The sequence below is a fragment of the Pseudomonas kitaguniensis genome, assembly GCF_049199985.1.
GTDB lineage: Bacteria > Pseudomonadota > Gammaproteobacteria > Pseudomonadales > Pseudomonadaceae > Aquipseudomonas > Aquipseudomonas kitaguniensis.
Genome location: NZ_JBLZPT010000012.1, coordinates 91,300 through 107,449 on the forward strand (window position 1 = coordinate 91,300; position 16,150 = coordinate 107,449).

Sequence of the window (16,150 nt, forward strand, 5' to 3'; positions counted from 1 at the left end):
CCTATGCGTCATCAGGTTCACCCACTGATCGCGCCGGTGCCAGGCACGGCGCGGCAAATTCACAGTTTTCACTTCGGCCCGGAACACAGCGACGGCAAGGTCTACATCCAGGCCTCACTGCATGCCGACGAACTGCCGGGCATGCTGGTGGCCTGGCACCTCAAGGCGCGCCTGGCGCAACTGGCCGCAGCCGGGCGTTTGCGCAGCGAAATCGTGCTGGTGCCGGTCGCCAATCCGGTCGGCCTGGAACAGGTGTTGATGGACATACCCCTGGGCCGCTACGAGCTGGAAAGCGGGCAGAACTTCAATCGGCTGTTTGTCGACCTCAGTGAAGACGTCGGCAACCGCGTCGAAGACCTGCTGGGGGATGATGCGCAATACAACGCGCAGATGATTCGCGCCGCACTGTTCTGCGCGCTGGCCGAGCAAACCGCCGAGACCCAATTGCAGTCGCAACGGCTGGTGCTGCAACGCCTGGCCTGCGATGCCGACATGGTGCTCGACCTGCATTGCGACTTCGAAGCCGTGGCGCACCTGTACACCACGCCCGAGGCCTGGCCGCAGGTGGAACCGCTGGCGCGGTATATCGGCTCGGAAGCGAACTTGCTGGCGACCGATTCCGGCGGGCAATCCTTCGATGAATGTTTCACCTTGGTCTGGTGGCAGTTGCAAAAACGCTTCGGCGAGCACTTCCCGATTCCGATGGGCAGCTTTTCGGTGACGCTCGAACTGCGTGGCCAAGGTGACGTCAACCACGGTTTGGCCAGCCTCGACTGCCAGGCGATCATCGACTATTTGACCCACTTCGGCGCAATTGAAGGCGACGTGGCGCCACTGCCCGACCTGCCCTACCCGGCCACGCCGCTGGCGGGTGTGGAGCCTGTGACCACGCCGGTTGGCGGTTTGCTGGTGTTCAGCGCGCTGCCGGGTGAATACCTGGAAGCCGGGCAACTGATTGCCGAAGTCATCGACCCTATTACTGACCGCGTAACGCCTGTGCTGTGTAAAAACGCCGGCCTGCTTTACGCCCGCTCGCTACGGCGCATGGCCACAGCCGGGATGGTCATCAGCCATGTCGCAGGCTCAGAGGCCTACCGCAGCGGCTACCTACTTTCGCCTTGAGGATGCACGCCCCATGTACAAATTGACCGTTGAAGGCCTGCATAAAAGCTATGGCGACAACCCAGTGCTTAAAGGTGTTTCGCTCAAGGCCAAGACCGGTGACGTGATCAGCCTGATCGGCGCCAGCGGCTCGGGCAAGAGCACCTTTTTACGCTGCATCAACTTTTTGGAAACCCCCAACGACGGCGCGATGACCCTCGACGGCCAACAGATCCGCATGGTCAGCGACCGCGAGGGCATGCGCGTGGCCGATGACGCCGAGCTGCAACGCCTGCGCACGCGGCTGGCGATGGTGTTCCAGCATTTCAACTTGTGGAGCCACATGAGCGTGCTCGAAAACATCACCATGGCCCCGCGCCGGGTGCTGGGCTGTAGCAAGAAGGACGCCGAGGACCGCGCGCGGCGCTACCTCGACAAGGTGGGCTTGCCGGCGCGCGTGGCCGATCAATACCCGGCGTTCCTCTCCGGTGGCCAGCAGCAACGGGTGGCCATCGCCCGCGCCTTGGCGATGGAACCTGAGGTGATGCTGTTCGACGAACCGACCTCGGCGCTCGACCCGGAGTTGGTCGGTGAAGTGTTGAAAGTAATTCAGGGGCTGGCCGAGGAAGGCCGCACGATGATCATGGTCACCCACGAAATGAGCTTTGCACGCAAGGTCTCCAACCAGGTGTTGTTTCTGCACCAGGGCCTGGTGGAAGAGCAAGGCACGCCCGAGGATGTGCTGGGCAATCCGAAGAGCGAACGCCTGCAACAGTTCCTGAGCGGCAATTTGAAGTAAACCTTTACCTCGCCTGGAGGGTCTTTGACTAAGAGCCTCCAGAGCGTCCGCTGCCGCATGGCAAAACCCCTCGATTTTGCAAAAACCTGGTTTGCCGACAAAGGCTGGAAGCCGTTCGCCTTTCAAAAAGACGTGTGGGCGGCGGTTAAGCAGGGCCAGTCCGGGTTGCTGCATGCCAGCACCGGCGCGGGCAAAACCTACGCGTTATGGTTTGCCGCGCTCAACCGGTTCGCCATCACTCGGCCGCCCGCCGTCGGCAAGCGTAAACCGCCTGCCGAGCCGCTGACGGTGTTATGGATCACGCCGATGCGCGCGCTTGCCGCTGATACCGCGCGCGCCCTTGAAGCGCCGCTGCACGCGCTGCAGATTCCCTGGAGCGTGGGCCTGCGCACGGGCGATACCAGCAGCAGCGAGCGCGCCCGGCAAACCCGTCGCCAGCCGACCGCGCTGGTCACTACCCCCGAAAGCCTGACGTTGATGCTGGCGCGCGCCGACAGTGAGGCAAGCCTTGGGCACCTGCGCATGGTGGTGGTGGATGAATGGCACGAACTGATCGGCAATAAACGCGGCGTGCAGTTGCAACTCGCACTGGCGCGCTTGCGGCGCTGGCACCCGGAACTGATGGTGTGGGGGATTTCGGCGACGCTGGGTAATCAGGCCCACGCGCTTGAAGTTTTAATCCCACAAGGTGACGGGATCAATGTGCAGGGGCAAACGGCCAAACTGTTGCAAGTCGACACCTTGCTGCCGCCCACCACCGAGCGTTTTCCCTGGGCGGGGCATATTGGCTTGAAAATGTTGCCGCAAGTGCTGGCCGAAGTGGACTCCAGCAGCAGTTGCCTGGTGTTTACCAATACCCGGGCTCAGTCGGAAATCTGGTACCAGGCGTTGCTCGAGGCGCGGCCAGATTGGGCCGGGTTAATTGCCTTGCACCACGGCTCGCTGTCGCGCGAGACCCGCGACTGGGTGGAGCGCGCGCTGAAAGACGGCCAGCTCAAAGCGGTGGTGTGTACCTCGAGCCTGGACCTTGGGGTGGACTTTTTGCCGGTCGAGCGGGTGTTGCAGATCGGCTCGGCCAAGGGCGTGGCGCGACTGATGCAACGCGCCGGGCGTTCCGGGCATGCACCGGGGCGGCCATCACGGGTGACGTTGGTGCCGACTCACAGCCTGGAACTGGTGGAAGCCGCTGCCGCGCAGGATGCCATCGCCCAGCGGCGCATCGAAGCCCGCGAATCGCCGCACAAGCCCTTGGATGTACTCGTACAACACGTGGTGAGCATGGCCTTGGGCGGTGGTTTTACGCCCGATGCGCTGTTGGCCGAGGTGCGCGGTGCCTGGGCTTATCGCGACCTCACTGAAGCGGATTGGGCGTGGGCATTGGGGTTTGTGCGCCATGGCGGGCTGTCGCTGACGGCTTACCCGGATTACCGCCGCGTGGAGCCGGACGAGCATGGCGTCTGGCGCGTGCCGGACGCCCGCTTGGCACGTCGCCACCGCATGAGCGTGGGCACCATCGTCAGCGACGCCAGTATTAATCTGAAATATTGGAGCAAGGGCGGCGGCGGCAAGAACTTGGGCAGCGTCGAGGAAGGTTTTATCGCGCGGCTCAAGCCGGGCGACGGGTTTCTGTTTGCCGGGCGTTTGCTGGAGTTGGTGCGGGTCGAGAACATGACCGCCTACGTGCGCCGCAGCACTGCAAAAAAAGCCGCCGTGCCGCGCTGGAATGGCGGGCGCATGCCGCTCTCCAACGAGCTGGCGCAAGCCGTGGTTGAACGCCTTGACGCAGCGGCGCACGGTCGCTTTGAAGGCCCCGAGATGCAGGCGGTGCAACCTTTGCTGCAGACCCAAATGCGTTGGTCCGGCCTGCCGACGCGCGAGCATTTGCTGGCCGAGGCGCTCAAATCACGCGAAGGCTGGCACCTGTTTCTGTACCCCTTCGCGGGGCGCCAAGTGCATTTGGGCTTGGCCAGCCTGCTGGCATGGCGGGTCAGCCAACAACAGCCGGTGACCTTTTCGATTGCGGTAAATGATTACGGGCTGGAACTGTTGAGTGCCACGCCGGTGGATTGGCCTGTGGTGTTGAACGAGGCTCTGCTGAGCCCAGCGAACTTGTTGTTGGACGTTGCCGCCAGCCTGAACGCCGGTGAACTGGCCCTGCGCCGTTTTCGCGAAATCGCACGCATCGCCGGGTTGGTGTTTGCAGGTTACCCCGGCGCGCCCAAAAGTACGCGCCAGGTGCAAGCTTCCAGCGGTTTGTTTTTTGAAGTGTTCAAGCAATATGACCCGCAGAACCTGTTACTCACACAGGCCGGGGAAGAAGTCCTGCGTGACGAGTTGGACATTCATCGACTGGAAGACACTCTGCGTCATTTATCGACGCTGAAACTCCACCTGCACGTGATCGAACGGCCCACGCCGCTGGCCTTCCCGCTGTTGGTTGAGCGGATGCGTGAGAGCATGAGTTCGGAAAAATTGTCGGAGCGCATTGCGCGGATGGTCAAGGACCTGGAAAAAGTCGCGGATAACGGGAAGCGCTGATGCATTGCTCATTGGCGCTTGAAGGTGAAGAACTCTGGTTACTCGCAGATAAGGCGGTGTACTGGCCCGCGCGCCAGTGCCTGTTGATCGCCGACGCGCATTTTGGCAAGGCGTCGGCGTATCGCAGCCTGGGGCAACCGGTGCCACAAGGCACCACGACCGACAACCTGCAGCGATTGGACCGGCTGTTGTCGGCCTTAGCGTGCGCGCAGGTGATTTTTCTCGGTGATTTCCTGCACGGCCCGGGCTCCCACGCCAGCGGCACGCTGAGCGCCTTGAGGGCGTGGCGCGAGCGCAACCCCGACCTGCCGATGACCTTGATTCGCGGCAATCACGATAAACGCGCGGGTGACCCACCGGCGGACTTGAGGATTGAAGTGGTGCCGGAGCCGCTGCTGATAGGCCCATTTGCCCTGCAACACGAACCGCACGCACATGCCAGCCACCACGTGCTGGCGGGGCATGTGCACCCGGTGTACCGCTTGCGTGGCAAGGGCCGGCAAAGCCTGCGCCTGCCGTGCTTTCAAATCGGCACGCGCGTCAGCCTGCTGCCGGCGTATGGCGCGTTTACGGGTGGCTATTCAGTCGAGCAGAGCCACGATCAGCAGATTTTTGTGATCGGCGATCAGCACGTATGGCCAGTCCGCTAATGGCCTGACCCTACGCCCTTGCGCGCAGCCATCAAGCAACAGGTGCGGGTGGCGGCTCATCGGGAAGCGTGGGCACTCCGGGCTCGGAGGGCTGCGGGTAATCTTCGTCAGGTTGGCCAGGAATACCGCCCGCATAGGCGGGGTCGGCCATCAGGGACCAGGCCAGAACACCAATTTGGTTAGGTTCAAGCCGGGCAAGTTCGGCGCTGATTCGCGGGTTGATCTTCATAGAGTACTCCTCAAGCGTGGCTCGGCGCGCTTCACACGCGCCGAGGCAGTACACCCAATAGAGTCGATTCCCGCAGACTAATTCCCTTAGCGTGTAAGACCTTTCTATCAAGCGCGTGGGAGAGTGACGCCGCGCTGGCCCTGATACTTGCCGCCGCGGTCCTTATAGGACACTTCACAGGCCTCGTCGGATTGCAGGAACAGCATCTGCGCCACGCCCTCATTCGCATAGATCTTGGCCGGCAGCGTGGTGGTGTTGGAGAACTCCAGGGTGACGTGCCCTTCCCACTCAGGCTCGAGCGGTGTCACGTTGACGATGATGCCGCAGCGCGCGTAAGTGCTTTTACCCAGGCAGATGGTCAGCACGTCGCGCGGAATACGGAAGAACTCCACGGTGCGCGCCAGGGCGAAGGAGTTGGGCGGGATGATGCACACGTCGCTCTTGACGTCGACGAAGCTTTTTTCGTCGAAGTTTTTCGGATCGACGGTTGCCGAATTGATGTTGGTGAACACCTTGAATTCATCGGCGCAACGCACATCGTAGCCATAGCTGGACACACCGTAGGAGATCACCCGATCAGCGCCTTCACCACGAATCTGGCGCTCTACGAAAGGTTCGATCATGCCGTGCTCTTGCGCCATGCGGCGAATCCACTTGTCCGATTTGATGCTCATGGCGGGTGTCCTGAATAGCGAGGTGGAAAAATTCTGTTGGGCATCTTACCGGGGCCAGCTCCGGGGTTCAAAGGGCGAGGGGCTTTTCTTGCCGAATGCACCCTTAGCTATAGGCCGAACCCAACGGGGCCGGGGCTCGTATTGCAGCTTGCGGTGACTGTAAATACCACCGCCGAGCACGAAAATAGAGAAACCTTCGGAAATACCATTGGCACGTTCGGTAAAAACGGTTAAGGTGACGTCACTGTGTTGCTTGTGTCACTGAGAATCTCTACACGATATGTTGAATTTCGATCCAACCATCTCCAAGAATTTTTCCTGCTCTTTGCACTCAGTCTCGGCCAGGGCTTTTCCTGAGTCGCAGTTAACTTTGTTCAAGGAGTTACACCATGTCTAATCGCCAAACTGGTACCGTTAAGTGGTTCAACGATGAAAAAGGCTTCGGCTTCATCACTCCACAATCCGGTGACGACCTGTTCGTTCACTTCAAAGCTATCCAATCCGACGGCTTCAAAAGCCTGAAAGAAGGCCAACAGGTTTCTTTCATCGCTACCCGCGGTCAGAAAGGCATGCAAGCTGAAGAAGTTCAAGTTATCTAACTTGTACTGACTTAGTCGAAAAACCCCGCCCTTAAAAGCGGGGTTTTTTTTTGCCTGGATTTTGGGACTTTACCCGTACTTAACGCCAGGCACAAAAAAATGTGGGAGCGGGCTTGCTCGCGAATACGGTGTTTCAGTTAGCACATCTGGCGACTGATTTACCGTTTTCGCGAGCAAGCCCGCTCCCACATTTCGCCCTGCGCAGCTTATTGGAACAACGACTCGCTCGACAGGCCATTCTTCTCGAGGATCTCACGCAAGCGCTTGAGACCTTCCACCTGGATCTGCCGCACTCGCTCACGCGTCAAGCCGATCTCCAGGCCCACATCCTCAAGGGTGCTGCTCTCGTGGCCACGCAGGCCAAAGCGGCGAATCACCACTTCACGCTGCTTGTCCGTAAGCTCAGAAAGCCACTGGTCAATGCTTTGCGAAAGATCATCGTCCTGCAGCAGCTCGCAAGGGTCCGTTGGACGATCATCCGTCAGCGTGTCCAGGAGGGTTTTATCCGAATCCGGCCCCAACGAAACATCGACCGAAGACACGCGCTCGTTCAAGCCGAGCATGCGCTTGACCTCGCCTACCGGTTTTTCCAACAGGTTGGCGATTTCTTCAGGCGAGGGTTCATGATCGAGTTTTTGTGTGAGCTCACGCGCCGCCCGCAGGTAGACGTTAAGCTCCTTGACCACATGAATCGGCAACCGGATCGTGCGGGTCTGATTCATGATCGCCCGTTCGATGGTTTGACGAATCCACCACGTGGCGTAGGTCGAAAAGCGAAAGCCGCGCTCAGGGTCGAACTTCTCAACCGCCCTGATCAGGCCAAGGTTACCCTCTTCAATCAGGTCCAACAGGGACAGGCCGCGATTGACATAGCGTCGGGCGATTTTCACCACCAGGCGCAGGTTGCTTTCAATCATGCGTTTGCGCCCAGCCGGATCACCCTTTTGCGACAAGCGCGCAAAATGGACTTCTTCTTCGGGGGTCAGCAGCGGGGAAAAACCGATTTCATTGAGGTACAGCTGCGTAGCGTCGAGCGCACGCGTGTAATCAATGTATTTATGCTGCTTTAACGCGGCGGAGTTTTTGGATTTGGTACGAACTGAGGGTGATCCAGCTCCCTCATTATTCGACATCGATTCCATATCGATGGATTCATCCCTAAGGAGAACCTCATCGTCGATGTCAAACTCCGGCGCTTCTTTACTGAGAGCCATTGTTATAGTCCTTTGGTGAGTTCGACCTCAAGCTCAAGCGGCGCCTTTATCCTTGGCAACGCTGGAGCCTGTTCCTTATACGTGACGGAACAGGCTGTGCAACCTATCAACGACGGGGTAGGAATTGCAGCGGATCTACAGGCTTCCCTTGGCGGCGAATCTCAAAGTGCAGTTTCACCCGGTCTGTACCCGTTGACCCCATTTCGGCAATTGTCTGTCCGACTTTGACCTGCTGCCCCTCCCGAACCAACAGCCTGCGGTTATGACCATAGGCACTGACGTAGGTGTCGCTGTGTTTGATGATCACCAGCTCGCCGTAGCCCCGCAAACCACTCCCGGCGTACACAACTGTCCCATCAGACGCAGCTAAAACAGGCTGTCCCAAATCCCCGGCGATATCAATGCCTTTATTCAAACTACCGTTTGAAGAGAACTTCCCAATCAGCACCCCGTTTGAAGGCCAGCCCCAACCGGTCGGCGCAGGCCCTGCAGGCGGCAACGGCGCGGCTGCCGGCCTACTCGCAGGCGTAGACGCGGCAGTGCCTGCAGGCCGAGTGATGATCGTGGTTTTGCTCGAGGACGACGGCGAAGATCCGGAATTTGTCACAACTGTCGTAGGCGTTGAACCGGTACGGCCATCGAAACGAATTGTTTGGCCCGGATGTATCGTATACGGCACAGGAATATTGTTGCGAGCTGCGAGCGCCTTGTAATCCCAGCCGTAGCGGAAGGCGATCGAGAACATGGTGTCGCCTTTGCGCACGACGTATTGCCCGGTGGTCACTGTCGGCTTTTGCGGCACGGCGTTATTTCGGTCGACAACCCGCGCACCTTTGGAGGGCGAACTGGAACAACCCGCCAATAACAAGGAACTCAAGACAAGGCCAAGCACCAGTCGCTGAAAGCTCGTTTTACTCATACGCTGCGCAAGACCTGTGAGACTCACCCGCCGCTCCCTTTATGGTGGCTGAACATGAATGCCTGTATCAGGCTTGAAATATGACGCAAGTATAACTGGGCATTGGATTTTTACCGGCACAGGACTCATACGAAAAATTCGTCATGTTTAATCCCGGCGTCCAATCACGCTGACTCAACAAGCCCGGCTGTAAGACACATGCTCACCCACAGAATTCACTGTGTGCGAATAAATGATCAGGCCAGCGGCCCGTTGAGCAACGGTACAAAGCGCACGGCGCCCAGCACATGCCGGGAAAAGCCTTCGTCTTCACGCACAATGAGCATTAATTGTTGCACTTCACCGGCGCCCACCGGGATAACCAGACGCCCGCCAGGCGCCAGTTGATCGAGCAACGCCTGCGGCACATCGGTGGCCACGGCGGTGACGATAATGCCGTTATACGGCGCCAGCGCCGGCCAGCCTTCCCAGCCATCACCCCAGCGGAACACCACGTTGCGCAGGTTGAGTTCGACCAAGCGCTCCTTGGCGCGGTCTTGCAGCACCTTGATGCGCTCCACCGAGAACACCCGCTCTACCAGTTGCGACAGCACGGCGGTCTGGTAACCCGAACCGGTGCCGATCTCCAACACCTTGTCCAACGGCCCCGCCGCCAGCAGCAATTCGCTCATGCGCGCAACCATATAGGGCTGCGAGATGGTCTGGTTGTGGCCGATCGGCAACGCGGTGTCTTCATAGGCGCGGTGCGCCAGGGCCTCGTCGACAAACAAGTGTCGCGGCGTGCGCCGGATAACTTCCAGCACTTGGGCGTTTGACAGCCCTTCTTCGTACAGACGCTGGATCAAACGCTCGCGGGTACGTTGGGAGGTCATCCCGATGCCACGGCGCAGCAGGTCGTCTTGTTCACGCGCCATCAACGCAGCCCCTCGAGCCAGCCATCGAGACTACTGAAGGCATCACTGAAGGTGCGATCAAGCTGCAACGGGGTAATCGAAACATAACCTTGCATCACCGCATGAAAGTCCGTGCCTGGGCCGCCGTCCTCGGCATCGCCCGCAGCCGCGATCCAATAACCTTCCTTGCCACGCGGATCGACCACTTTCAGTGGCGCCGCCGCACGCGAACGATGGCCCAGGCGCGTCAGTTGAATGCCGCGAATATGGTCGAGCGGCAAGTTGGGAATATTTACGTTGAGCACCGTGCGCGGCGGCAGGTCGAGTGAACCATGAGCCTCCACCAGCTTGCGGGCGAAATACGCTGCGCTCGCGAGGTTGTCCAGTTGCCGCGAGGCAAAAGAGAAGGCGAATGAAGTACGGCCCAGAAAACGCCCTTCAAGGGCAGCCGCCACGGTACCGGAATACAGCACGTCATCGCCCAGGTTGGCGCCGAGATTGATGCCCGACACCACCAAATCCGGCTCCTGACTCAACAAGCTATTGATCGCCAGGTGCACGCAGTCAGTGGGGGTACCGTTCACGCTGATAAAGCCGTTGGCCAGAACCTGCGGGTGCAAAGGACGGTCGAGCGTCAGCGAACTGCTGGCGCCACTCTTGTCCTGGTCAGGGGCCACCACCACGCACTCGGCGTAATCTTGCAGCGCAGCATAGAGCGCGGCAAGGCCGGGTGCGGTGGCACCGTCATCGTTTGATATCAGAATACGCATGGGTTGTCCGTCTGCCCCACCGGCACCAGATCAACAATCTCGCGCACCAAGACAGTGGCGAAGCATCCGGCCGGCAGGACGAATTCCAATTGCAGAATGTCCAGCGAAGGATAATGCCACGTCAACCCGCCAATGGGCAGTCGCAGAATGCGACGTTCCTGGCTCATGCCGGCATTCACCAGCCAATCGCGCAGCTCTGGCTCGCTGGCGGCAATCGCTTGTTCCAGCGCATGCGTAGCACCGGCCGCTGGCGAATCGCCTTCGCCCCACTGCGGCCCGGTAGGGTGCAGGTCCAGAATTGCCAGGCGCGGGTCGCTGCATTCAGCCTCGCCCGCCGGGAAAAAACTACGGCTGTCGGTAAACGCCAGCAGGTCGCCGACCTGGGCGCGCTGCCAGGAACCGTCAGCGACACGTGCCGCCAAAACTTTGTTGAACAAAAAACTGCGCGCGGTGGACAGCAACCGCGAACGCACATTGCGCTGCTCCGGCAAGGCCTTGCGCGCCGCCCACTCACGCGCGTCCACCACGTTGCCACCGTTGTGACCAAAGCGCTGGGCGCCGAAATAGTTGGGAATACCGTGCTCGGCGATCAGCTGCAAACGCGCGTCGATGGCGGCGGTATCGCCCGCCAATTGGGTCAGGCGCAGGGTGAAGCCGTTGGCCGAATGTGCGCCGCGCTGCAGCTTGCGCTTGTGGCGCGCAGTTTTAAGGATCTTGAGGCTGTCGTTTTCTGCACCGCTCATGTCCGGGTCGGCCTTGCCCGGCAGTTGCACACTGAACCACTGGCGGGTCAACGCTTGGCGGTCCTTGAGCCCGGCATAGCTGACGGTGCGCAACGGCACGCCGGCGGCCTTGGCGATGCGCCGCGCGGCCTCTTCGGTGTTGAGCCCACGCTTCTCTACCCACAGCCACAGGTGCTCGCCATCGCCGGTCAGCGGAATATCGAGCACTTCGTCTACCTGGAAATCTTCAGCCGTGGCCTTCAAGACCGCGCTGCCCAAGGCCTCGCCGTAAGCCCGCGGGCCCAGCAGTTGCAGGTCATTCATGCGCGCAGCAACAAGGCGACGGAGTGCACCGCGATGCCCTCTTCCCGACCGGTAAACCCGAGCTTTTCGGTGGTGGTGGCTTTCACGTTGACTTGATCCAATTCAATTTGCAGGTCTGCGGCAATCAGTGCACGCATCGATTCAATATGCGGGGCCATTTTTGGCGCTTGGGCCACGATGGTGTTGTCGACGTTAGCGACTTTCCAGCCTTTGGCGTGGATCAGGCTGACCACGTGGCGCAACAGCACGCGGCTGTCCGCGCCCTTGAAGGTGGGGTCAGTGTCCGGGAAGTGCTTGCCGATATCGCCCAACGCCGCCGCGCCGAGCAAGGCATCGCTCAAGGCATGCAACACAACGTCGCCGTCGGAATGAGCGAGCAACCCATGGTGGTGTGCAATGCGCACGCCGCCCAAGGTGATGAAATCGCCTTCAGCGAAACGGTGCACATCGTAGCCGTGGCCAATACGCATAAAAAAACGCCCCGATTTAATTCAGGGCGTGATTCTACCTACTTTTGCCTCACATTAACCGAGCAAAGCACGACCATGGTGTCGCAAATGATCTTCGATGAAGCTGGCGATAAAGAAGTAGCTGTGATCGTAGCCAGGCTGCAAACGCAATTGAAGCGGGTGATTAGCCGCCTTGGCCGCTTGCTGCAACGCCTCAGGCTTGAGTTGCACGGTGAGGAAGTCGTCGCGATCCCCCTGATCCACCAGCAATGGCAGCTTTTGCGTGGCCTCACTGATCAGCACGCAGGCATCCCATTCCCGCCACTTCGAGCGTTCTTCGCCCAAGTAACGCGAAAAGGCTTTTTGCCCCCACGGACAATCCATCGGGTTGTTGATCGGCGAAAATGCCGACACCGACAGGTAACGCCCCGGGTTGCGCAGCGCACAGACCAGTGCGCCATGGCCGCCCATTGAGTGGCCGCTGATGCCGCGCTTATCCGACGCCGGGAAATGCGCTTCAACCAATGCGGGCAATTCCTGCACAACGTAGTCATGCATCCGGTAGTGCTTGGCCCAAGGCTCCTGCGTGGCATTCAGATAAAAGCCTGCGCCGAGGCCAAAATCCCACGCGTTGTCTGGGTCGTCCGGCACACCTGGCCCACGCGGGCTGGTGTCGGGTGCGACGATAATCAACCCCAGTTCGGCAGCCATGCGCTGGGCACCGGCCTTCTGCATGAAGTTTTCATCGGTGCAGGTCAGGCCCGACAGCCAGTACAACACCGGCAACTTGCCGCCCTGCTCCGCCTGTGGCGGCAAGTAGACGGCGAAGGTCATGTCGCAACCCAGCACCTGGGAATGATGTTTGTAGCGTTTGTGCCAGCCGCCGAAGCTCTTCTGGCAGGAAATATTTTCCAGCGTCATGGGAATGCTCCCAACTGCAAGCTGCAGGCTTAAAGCGCCAAGCAGGCGTACACCCGCTTGGCGCTTATAGCTCGTAGCTTGAAGCTGCTCAAAAGTGGATGACGGTACGAATGCTTTTGCCTTCATGCATCAGGTCAAACGCTTTGTTGATGTCTTCCAGGCCCATGGTGTGGGTAATGAAGGTGTCCAGCGGGATTTCGCCGGTCTGGGCCATGTCTACGTAGCTTGGCAACTCGGTACGGCCACGCACGCCACCGAACGCCGAACCGCGCCAGACGCGACCGGTCACCAGTTGGAATGGACGCGTGGAAATTTCCTGGCCGGCACCGGCAACCCCGATGATGACCGACTCGCCCCAGCCTTTATGGCAGCACTCGAGGGCTGCGCGCATCAGTTGCACGTTGCCGATGCACTCAAAGGAAAAGTCCACGCCGCCATCGGTCAAGTCGACGATCACGTCTTGAATCGGGCGGTCGTAATCTTTCGGATTGATGCAGTCGGTGGCGCCCAATTGCTTGGCGATTTCAAACTTGGCCGGGTTGATGTCGACGGCGATGATGCGCCCAGCCTTGGCCTTGACGGCGCCAATCACGGCCGACAAGCCAATACCGCCCAAGCCAAAGATGGCCACGGTGTCGCCCGGCTTGACCTTGGCCGTATTGAGCACCGCACCGATGCCGGTGGTCACACCGCAACCCAGCAGGCAGACTTTTTCCAGCGGGGCTTCTTTAGGAATCTTCGCGACGGAAATTTCCGGCAGCACGGTGTACTCGGAGAACGTCGACGTACCCATGTAGTGGAAAATCGGCTGGCCTTTGTAGGAAAAGCGCGTGGTGCCGTCGGGCATCAGGCCTTTGCCTTGCGTAGAACGAATGGCCTGGCAGAGGTTGGTCTTGCCCGATCGGCAGAATTTGCACTGGCCGCATTCCGGTGTGTACAGCGGGATCACATGGTCGCCGACGGCCACCGAGGTTACGCCCTCGCCGATCGCTTCAACCACCGCACCGCCTTCATGGCCGAGGATCGACGGGAAGATGCCTTCCGGGTCTGCGCCCGACAAAGTGTAGGCGTCGGTGTGGCACACGCCGGATGCGACCACGCGCAACAGCACCTCGCCAGCCTTGGGCATGGCGACATCCACTTCAACGATCTCAAGGGGCTTATTGGCTTCGAAGGCTACGGCGGCGCGGGACTTGATCATCCGGGTTTCTCCAGGGAGTTAAAAACTAAGACAGTGAGTGTAAAACATGGCTTCTTGATTAATAATCCAGGCAAAAGCAAAACATTATTGCCATACAGGGATAATCGCCGTGTTGGAAAATCGCTGGGAAGGCATTGACGAGTTCGTCGCCGTGGCTGAGCACAGCCAATTCACGGCGGCGGCCGAACGGCTTGGGGTGTCGTCGTCGCACATCAGCCGACAGGTGGCGCGCCTTGAAGAACGTTTGCAAACGCGGCTGTTGTACCGCAGTACGCGCAAGGTAACCCTTACCGAGGCCGGCCAGACCTTTCTGCAACACTGCCAGCGCTTGCAGGACGGTCGCGAAGAGGCCTTGCGCGCCGTGGGCGACCTGGCCAGCGAACCCAAGGGCATGTTGCGCATGACCTGCGCCGTGGCCTACGGCGAGCGTTTTATCGTGCCGTTGGTCACGCGGTTCATGGGGCTATACCCACAGCTGCGAGTGGATATTGAACTGAGCAATCGTCAGTTGGACCTGGTGCACGAAGGCCTCGATTTGGCGATCCGTCTCGGGCGCCTGCAAGACTCGCGCATGGTCGCCAGTCGCCTCGCCCCTCGGCGCATGTACCTGTGCGCGTCGCCGTCCTACCTGGAACGCTATGGTCGGCCGCACAGCGTGTCGGAATTAAGTCGGCATAACTGCCTGATAGGCAGTTCGGATATTTGGCAACTGGCCCAGGACGGTCGCGAATTTTCACAACGGGTGCAGGGAAACTGGCGCTGCAACAGTGGGCAAGCCGTGCTGGATGCAGCCTTGCAAGGCGTCGGGTTGTGCCAGTTGCCGGACTATTACGTGCTGGAGCATTTGCACAGTGGCACGTTGGTGCCGTTGCTGGAAGCGCATCAGCCGCCGAACACGGCAGTGTGGGCGTTGTACCCGCAGCAAAGGCACTTGTCGCCGAAGGTACGCAAGCTGGTGGATTATTTGAAGGTGGGGTTGGCCGAGCGGCCGGAGTACAGCCTTTGATGAAGAGGTGGCTGGTTTGGCCTCATCGCGAGCAAGCCCGCTCCCACAGTTGAACAGGGTTGACCTGTAGGAACCCGGTCAACTGTGGGAGCGGGCTTGCTCGCGATGGCGTCGACTCGGTGCCACCAACTACCGCCGATTCGCCCACCGCAGCCGCAGCCACTCCAGATCTTCCGGCCGAGTCACCTTGATATTGTCCGCACGCCCTTCAACCAGGCGCGGCGCCTGACCGGACCATTCCATGGCTGAGGCTTCGTCGGTGATCACCGCATCAGCCACCAGGCTGTCCGCCAACGCCCGGTGCAAGGCACCCAGGCGAAACATTTGCGGCGTGTAGGCTTGCCAGACCAGGCTGCGATCCACGGTTTCGACCACACGACCGTGTTTGTCAGCGCGCTTGAGGGTGTCGCGCGCCGGTACGGCCAGCAAACCGCCGACCGGGTCATGCGCCAGCTCAGCCAACAGTGTGTCGAGGTCATCGCGACTCAAGTTAGGCCGCGCCGCGTCGTGCACCAACACCCAATCGTCATCGCTGGCGCCCAGGGCATTCAGTTGCAGCAACGCATTGAGTACCGAGCCTGAGCGTTCCGAACCACCGTCCGCGCGCTGAATGCGCGGGTCTGTGGCACACGCCAGGTTGGGCCAATAAGGATCATCAACAGCAAGACTGACCACCAGGCCCTTGAGCGATGGGTGGTCGAGAAAACAGCCAAGGCTGTGTTCGAGAATTGTGCGCCCGCCCAGTTGCAAATATTGCTTGGGACGGTCCGCAGCCATACGGGCACCGACGCCCGCGGCAGGAATCACGGCCCAGAAGGCCGGTAAACAGTCAGTCATTGCGCGAGCTGGTAGAGGGTTTCGCCCTCCTTGACCATGCCCAGCTCATGGCGAGCCCGCTCTTCAACGGTCTCGGTACCTTTTTTCAGCTCAAGCACTTCGGCGTCAAGGACGCGGTTACGCTCCAGCAGGATTTCGTTTTCGGCGTGCTGGTCGGCAATTTGCTGGGTCAGCTCTTTCACTTGCGCAAAGCTGCCATTACCGACCCATAGGCGGTATTGCAGGCCAGCCAGCAACAAGAGCAAGACGAGGAACAACCAATTGGGACTGCGCATCGAAATCCGGGTATCCAGTAAAAAAAGAC

General features: G+C 60.0%; 18 protein-coding genes. 6 read left to right on the forward strand and 12 right to left on the reverse strand.

Annotated features, from left to right (window positions below):
* The first annotated feature begins 3 nt into the window (after positions 1-3).
* From ACOZK9_RS16395 to pdeM, 4 genes are read left to right on the forward strand one after another with little or no spacing between them, the layout of a single operon-like run.
* Positions 4-1,122, forward strand: a complete 1,119-nt coding sequence (locus tag ACOZK9_RS16395) for a succinylglutamate desuccinylase/aspartoacylase family protein (RefSeq protein ID WP_152749489.1) — start codon at positions 4-6, stop codon at positions 1,120-1,122.
* A 13-nt stretch (positions 1,123-1,135) separates the two neighbouring features.
* A complete protein-coding gene (locus ACOZK9_RS16400) occupies positions 1,136-1,900 on the forward strand; it encodes an ABC transporter ATP-binding protein (protein WP_058412391.1) in 765 nt (254 codons plus the stop codon).
* A gap of 57 nt (positions 1,901-1,957) precedes the next feature.
* Positions 1,958-4,438 (forward strand): ligase-associated DNA damage response DEXH box helicase, encoded by a 2,481-nt coding sequence (locus tag ACOZK9_RS16405; RefSeq protein ID WP_421556201.1) that lies wholly within the window; start codon positions 1,958-1,960, stop codon positions 4,436-4,438.
* Complete coding sequence (gene pdeM / locus ACOZK9_RS16410; RefSeq protein ID WP_152749490.1) at positions 4,438-5,088, forward strand: ligase-associated DNA damage response endonuclease PdeM; 651 nt, start codon at positions 4,438-4,440, stop codon at positions 5,086-5,088. Before ACOZK9_RS16405 ends, pdeM begins: the two co-directional genes overlap by 1 nt.
* Before the next feature lie 31 nt (positions 5,089-5,119).
* Here pdeM and ACOZK9_RS16415 read toward each other — a convergent pair whose 3' ends face one another.
* Positions 5,120-5,317, reverse strand: a complete 198-nt coding sequence (locus ACOZK9_RS16415) for a hypothetical protein (protein ID WP_058412394.1) — start codon at positions 5,315-5,317, stop codon at positions 5,120-5,122.
* Between the two features lie 107 nt (positions 5,318-5,424).
* Positions 5,425-5,991 carry a dCTP deaminase gene (gene dcd, locus ACOZK9_RS16420; protein WP_058412395.1) on the reverse strand — a complete coding sequence of 189 codons (567 nt, stop codon included), beginning with the start codon at positions 5,989-5,991 and terminating at the stop codon, positions 5,425-5,427.
* 389 nt (positions 5,992-6,380) lie between these two features.
* Between dcd and ACOZK9_RS16425 the strand changes: the two genes are divergently transcribed.
* Complete coding sequence (locus ACOZK9_RS16425) at positions 6,381-6,590, forward strand: cold-shock protein (protein WP_002554837.1); 210 nt, start codon at positions 6,381-6,383, stop codon at positions 6,588-6,590.
* Positions 6,591-6,796: 206 nt separating this feature from the next.
* Here the strand turns inward: ACOZK9_RS16425 and rpoS are convergent, their stop codons facing one another.
* The 8 genes from rpoS to ACOZK9_RS16465 form a co-directional block, all read right to left on the reverse strand.
* Complete coding sequence (gene rpoS, locus ACOZK9_RS16430; RefSeq protein ID WP_152749491.1) at positions 6,797-7,804, reverse strand: RNA polymerase sigma factor RpoS; 1,008 nt, start codon at positions 7,802-7,804, stop codon at positions 6,797-6,799.
* Between the two features lie 106 nt (positions 7,805-7,910).
* Positions 7,911-8,750, reverse strand: coding sequence for a peptidoglycan DD-metalloendopeptidase family protein (locus tag ACOZK9_RS16435; protein WP_058412397.1), 840 nt, complete (start codon positions 8,748-8,750; stop codon positions 7,911-7,913).
* A 209-nt stretch (positions 8,751-8,959) separates the two neighbouring features.
* The gene (locus tag ACOZK9_RS16440) at positions 8,960-9,595 is read right to left on the reverse strand and encodes a protein-L-isoaspartate(D-aspartate) O-methyltransferase (RefSeq protein ID WP_172979446.1); all 636 of its coding nucleotides are present in this window, start codon (positions 9,593-9,595) and stop codon (positions 8,960-8,962) included.
* Positions 9,596-9,636: 41 nt separating this feature from the next.
* Positions 9,637-10,386: a 5'/3'-nucleotidase SurE gene (surE, locus tag ACOZK9_RS16445; protein ID WP_058412399.1), complete on the reverse strand. Its 750-nt coding sequence runs from the start codon at positions 10,384-10,386 to the stop codon at positions 9,637-9,639.
* The gene (gene truD / locus ACOZK9_RS16450; RefSeq protein WP_099238393.1) at positions 10,374-11,432 is read right to left on the reverse strand and encodes a tRNA pseudouridine(13) synthase TruD; all 1,059 of its coding nucleotides are present in this window, start codon (positions 11,430-11,432) and stop codon (positions 10,374-10,376) included. Before truD ends, surE begins: the two co-directional genes overlap by 13 nt.
* Complete coding sequence (ispF, locus tag ACOZK9_RS16455; protein WP_152749492.1) at positions 11,429-11,902, reverse strand: 2-C-methyl-D-erythritol 2,4-cyclodiphosphate synthase; 474 nt, start codon at positions 11,900-11,902, stop codon at positions 11,429-11,431. The genes truD and ispF overlap by 4 nt, the downstream gene beginning before the upstream one ends.
* Positions 11,903-11,956: 54 nt before the next feature.
* Positions 11,957-12,802: an S-formylglutathione hydrolase gene (gene fghA, locus ACOZK9_RS16460; RefSeq protein WP_058412402.1), complete on the reverse strand. Its 846-nt coding sequence runs from the start codon at positions 12,800-12,802 to the stop codon at positions 11,957-11,959.
* Between the two features lie 88 nt (positions 12,803-12,890).
* Positions 12,891-14,003 carry an S-(hydroxymethyl)glutathione dehydrogenase/class III alcohol dehydrogenase gene (locus tag ACOZK9_RS16465; protein ID WP_058412403.1) on the reverse strand — a complete coding sequence of 371 codons (1,113 nt, stop codon included), beginning with the start codon at positions 14,001-14,003 and terminating at the stop codon, positions 12,891-12,893.
* 109 nt (positions 14,004-14,112) lie between these two features.
* Between ACOZK9_RS16465 and ACOZK9_RS16470 the strand changes: the two genes are divergently transcribed.
* Positions 14,113-15,009, forward strand: coding sequence for a LysR substrate-binding domain-containing protein (locus ACOZK9_RS16470; RefSeq protein ID WP_172979744.1), 897 nt, complete (start codon positions 14,113-14,115; stop codon positions 15,007-15,009).
* Positions 15,010-15,138: 129 nt separating this feature from the next.
* Here ACOZK9_RS16470 and ispD read toward each other — a convergent pair whose 3' ends face one another.
* The gene (gene ispD, locus ACOZK9_RS16475) at positions 15,139-15,846 is read right to left on the reverse strand and encodes a 2-C-methyl-D-erythritol 4-phosphate cytidylyltransferase (protein WP_152749493.1); all 708 of its coding nucleotides are present in this window, start codon (positions 15,844-15,846) and stop codon (positions 15,139-15,141) included.
* Positions 15,843-16,121, reverse strand: a complete 279-nt coding sequence (gene ftsB / locus ACOZK9_RS16480) for a cell division protein FtsB (RefSeq protein WP_058412406.1) — start codon at positions 16,119-16,121, stop codon at positions 15,843-15,845. The genes ispD and ftsB overlap by 4 nt, the downstream gene beginning before the upstream one ends.
* Between the last annotated feature and the right edge of the window lie 29 nt (positions 16,122-16,150).